Origin of the sequence: Nostoc sp. 'Peltigera membranacea cyanobiont' 213 (genome assembly GCF_002245975.1) — a bacterium.
Lineage (GTDB): Bacteria > Cyanobacteriota > Cyanobacteriia > Cyanobacteriales > Nostocaceae > Nostoc.
The window spans coordinates 1-5,007 of the sequence record NZ_NOLI01000256.1; the positions used below are offsets into that span (position 1 = coordinate 1).

Consider the following 5,007-nt stretch of genomic DNA (forward strand, 5'->3'; position numbering starts at 1 on the left):
TGAATTGGTAGCGGCAATAGAGGTAATGGTTGACCTTGAGAATAAGCATTGTACAGTGCTTGTAACTCCTGGACAAATACACCTATTGACCAGCCATCACTAACAACGTGGTGCATACACACTAGTAACCACTGTTCTGTCTGGGATAGCACTACTAATGTCGCTCTGATTAATGCTTCTGACTCTAAGTCATAAGGAAGAAGCGCTTGTTGTTGGACTAATTTCTGTGCAGCAGATTTTTGTTCTATTAAAGGTAAATGCTGCAAGTCAACAACTGCAACTGACCAATTTGTTGGAGTTTGAATAATTTGAGAAGGTTTTTCATCAACAGTAACAAAGTTAGTGCGTAATGCTTCGTGGCGATGAATAATTTCAATTAAGCTTTGTTCTAATGCTGCAATATTCAGCGTTCCGACTAAACGCAAAGCTACAGGTATGTTGTATGAGGCACTGTTCGGCTCCAACTGGTCTAAAAACCACAACCGTTGTTGCGCGAATGACAGTGGTATTTCTGCATCTTCTGCCCGCTTTAAAATGGGTGGTGCAGCAAGTTCTATATCTTGCTGCTGTAATTGCTCAACTGATTGTGCTAATTCGGCTACTGTCGCTCTAGCAAACAACTCACGTAATGGTAGTTCTAGTTTGAAACTGCTGCGGATGCGTGAAACCAGTTGCGTTGCTAGCAGTGAGTGTCCCCCAAGTTCAAAGAAATTATCATAAATACCCACTTGCTCTACTTTCAGAATTTGCGCCCAAAGGAGTGCAAGCATTTCCTCAATGGGTGTACGCGGGGCAACATATTTTTCTAGAAGTATGGTGTCTAATTCTGGCTTTGGCAGGGTGCGGCGGTCTACTTTGCCGTTGGGAGTCAGGGGTAATGATTCCAAAATCACAAAAGCATTTGGCATCATGTAATCTGGCAGCTTTGTTTTGAGGAACTGACGTATTTCGCCTATCTGAGGTTGGCAGTTCTGATGCGTTACGATGTAGGCGACTAAACGTTTATCTCCAGGGGTATCTTCGCGGACAATGACACAAGATACCTGCACATCGTTGTGTTGGCTCAGGACTGCTTCAATTTCGCCCAACTCAATCCGTAAACCGCGTATTTTTACTTGGTTGTCGATGCGTCCTAAGTATTCAATATTTCCATCCGCTAAATGGCGTGCTAAGTCCCCAGTTTTATATAATCTACTCCCTCTTGCTTCCTCAAAAGGATTGGGGATGAATTTCTCCTGTGTCAATTCGGGACGGTTGAAATAACCCCGCGCTAACCCTGCACCACTAATATATAATTCTCCTGGTACGCCAATTGGTAAGGGTTGCAAATATTTATCTAAAATATAAACCTGGGTATTAGCAATCGGACGACCAATAGGAACAGAAACATCTGGACTGAGTGACGTTGGGATTTGATAACAGCAAGTAAAAGTTGTATTTTCTGTTGGGCCGTAACCATTAATCAGTTGACAATTCTCTACAGTTTGGAGAAATTTCTGGACATGGGGAACAGATAAAATATCACCACCTGCTAACAGTTGATGTAAGGATTTTAAAGCATCAATATTTTCATCTACCATTAAATGAAATAAACCCGCTGTTAGCCAAAGAGTAGTAACTTGGTATTGCTCAATAACTTGTCCTAATTCATTTATTGATGGTGTGTTGGGGGGGAATATTATTAGTCGTCCACTGTTCAGTAAGCAACCCCAAATTTCAAAGGTTGCAGCGTCAAAGGTGATAGGAGCAAATTGGAGAAATACTTCCTGAGCAGAAAAGCTTGCATAGTCGTTTTCTTTAACTAAGCGAACTACACTTTGATGGACAATGCTCACACCTTTGGGTTGACCTGTAGAACCACTTGTGTACATTACATAAGCTAAGTTATCAGCTTTGACGGTGTTAGTCGGGTTCTGTTGTGTTTGTTGATTAATGATATCCCAGCTTGAGTCTAAGCAAATTACACTTACACTAGCTTGGCTCCCGCGTAGCGTCTCCTCTGGAGAATCGATAAAGCCGCGCTGGATGCGATCGCCTAGTTTATTAACTAATTTCTCTTGAGTTAATATAACTGATAGCTGAGTGTCTTCGAGCATGAAGCTCAATCGCTCTTGAGGATATTCTGGGTCAAGTGGCACATAAGCACCACCAGCCTTGAGAATCCCCAATAGTCCCACAACCATTTCTAAGGAACGCTCTACACATATCCCCACCAGCACATCAGCTTTCACACCCAAAGAACGTAAGTAGTGCGCCAACTGGTTAGCACGGCTGTTCAATTCGCCGTATGTGAGATGTTGATTCTCATACACCACTGCTACAGCATCGGGTGTAAGCTCTACCTGCTCCTCAAACAACTGATGAATAGATTTATCCTGGGGATAATCCACCCGTGTATCATTCCACTCAACTAATAACTGATGTTGCTCAGTTGCTGTGACCATTGGTAATTGGGAAATTTGCTCAGTAGGGTTAGCCACAATACCTTCAAGCAATGTCACAAAATGACCAGTCATGCGCTCAATTGTGATGCGAGAAAACAAGTCAGTATTGTATTCCCACCACCCAAAGAGTCCAGTGGCAGTGTTCTCCATTGATAAAGTTAAATCAAACTTTGCCGTGGAACTTTCTATTGGCAAGAAACTGACAGTTAAGCCAGTCAACTCTATTTCGGACATCGGAGCGTTCTGGAGGACAAACATCACTTGAAATAGTGATGTATGGCTAAGATCCCGTTCTGGCTGCAATGCTTCCACGAGCATTTCAAAGGGCAAATCCTGATGAGCGTAGGCAGACAGTGCCATTTCCCGAATACGCAGGAGTAATTCGTTAAAACTGGGATTAAGAGATAAATCAGTCCGCATGACTAAAGTGTTGACAAAAAAGCCAATTAACCCTTCTATTTCAGTGCGATCGCGGTTAGCAATTGGTGTCCCGACCAAAATATCTTCTTGTCCCGTGTAGCGATACAGCAAGGTATTATATGCCGCTAACAAAGTCATGAATAGGGTACAACCTTGCTTTTGACTCAGTTGCAACAACCGTTGAGTTAGTTCATCAGACAGGGCAAACTCCATATTTGCGCCGTTGAAAGTCTGCACAGCAGGTCTAGGCCTGTCTGTGGGTAATGGCAAGAATGTGGGTGCATTTGCCAATTGTTGTTCCCAGTAACTCAATTGGTTTTCTAGTACCGAGCCTTGCAACCATTGTCTTTGCCAAATTGCAAAATCTGCGTACTGAATTGGCAGTGGCAACAGGGTAGGGTGTTGACCGATTAAATAAGCATTGTACAGTGCTTGTAACTCCTGGAAAAACACACCTATTGACCACCCATCACTGACAACGTGATGCATACACACTAATAACCACTGTTCTGTCTCGGACAGCACTACTAATGTGCCTCTGATTAATGCTTCTGACTCTAAGTCATAAGGAAGAAGCGCTTGTTGTTGGATTAATTTCTGTGCAGCAGTTTTTTGTTCTGTTAAAGGTAAATGCTTTAAGTCAACAACTGTAAATGTCCAATTCGTCTCTGTTTGAATGATTTGAGTAGCTTGTCCATCAACTGTAATAAAGTTGGTGCGTAAGGCTTCGTGGCGATGAATAATTTCAACTAAGCTTTGTTCTAAGGCCGCTTGATTGAGGTTTCCTAATAGACGCAACCCGAAGGGGATGTTGTATATGGCACTGTTCGGCTCGAACTGGTCTAAAAACCACAACCGTTGTTGGGCGAATGACAGTGTTATTTCTGCATTGTTTGCCCGTCTTAAGATGGGTGGTGCAGCAAATTCTAAGTCTTGTTGCTGTAATTGCTGAATTAATGGCGCTAACTGGGCAATTGTTGGTGCAGCAAATAACTCACGCAATGGCAGTTCTACTTTCAAGCTGCTACGTACACGGGAGACGAGTTGCGTTGCGAGTAGCGAGTGTCCTCCCAAGGTAAAGAAGTTATCATGTCTGCCTACAAGCTCTACTTTCAGGACTTGTACCCAAATTTGTGCAAGGATTTCTTCAATTGGGTTACGTGGAGCTACATATTTCTCTCTTGATTCACTACTTGGCTCTGGTGCTGGTAAGGCGCGACGGTCTATTTTGCCGTTGGAGGTTAGAGGTAAAGATTCTAAGATGACGATCGCACTTGGTACCATGTATTCTGGTAGTTTGGATTTGAGAAAGCTACGCAGTTCTCTAACTGTGGGTGTCTGTTCTGGTTGCAGTACGATGTAAGAGACTAGGCGCTTCTCACCAGGAATGTCTTCGCGGACGATGACTACAGAGGTTTGTACATTTTGATGTTGGCTTAGTGCTACTTCGATTTCTCCCAATTCGATGCGGAATCCACGGATTTTTACTTGGTTGTCGATACGTCCCAGATATTCGATATTGCCATCTGGTAGATAACGAGCCAAATCTCCGGTTTTATAGAGGCGGGGACTGAGGACTGGAGACTGGGAACTGGGAACTGGAAATTGGGCTATTTTTCTCCTCCGCTCCCCTGCTCCCCTGCTTCCACTGAAGGGGTTGGGGATGAATTTTTCTTGTGTTAACTCGCTTCGGTTGAGGTAGCCTTTTGCTAATCCTGCACCACCAATATGCAATTCTCCTGGTACACCTACAGGTAATGGTTGTAAGTTTTGGTCGAGTATGTATATCTGAGTATTGGAAATTGGGCGACCAATGGGGACAATTTGTGGATAAATCTCACGCTGACAATTCCAGAAAGTTGCATCAATACAAGCCTCTGTTGGCCCGTAGAGATTGTGTAAATTTACATCTAGCTTACTTAATAAGCCTTCTTGGAGAGTAACGGGTAAGACTTCACCGCCACAGAACACGTGTTTGAGGGAGTGACAAGTTTCGATTCCTCCCTGTTGTAGAAGCATTTGCAGTAAAGATGGAACCAGTTGAATAGTAGTTACCTGCTGTTGGGCAATTAACCTTAAGAGATAAGCACTGTCAGTATGACCTCCTGGTTCAGCTATTAACAACTGTCCACCTGCTAACAAT

Annotated in this window: 1 protein-coding gene; it reads right to left on the reverse strand. The window is 43.4% G+C overall.

Translation table 11 applies throughout. The features are described from left to right. A partial coding sequence (locus CDG77_RS33295; RefSeq protein WP_143857153.1) for a non-ribosomal peptide synthetase occupies positions 1 to 5,007 on the reverse strand: 5,007 nt, incomplete at both ends.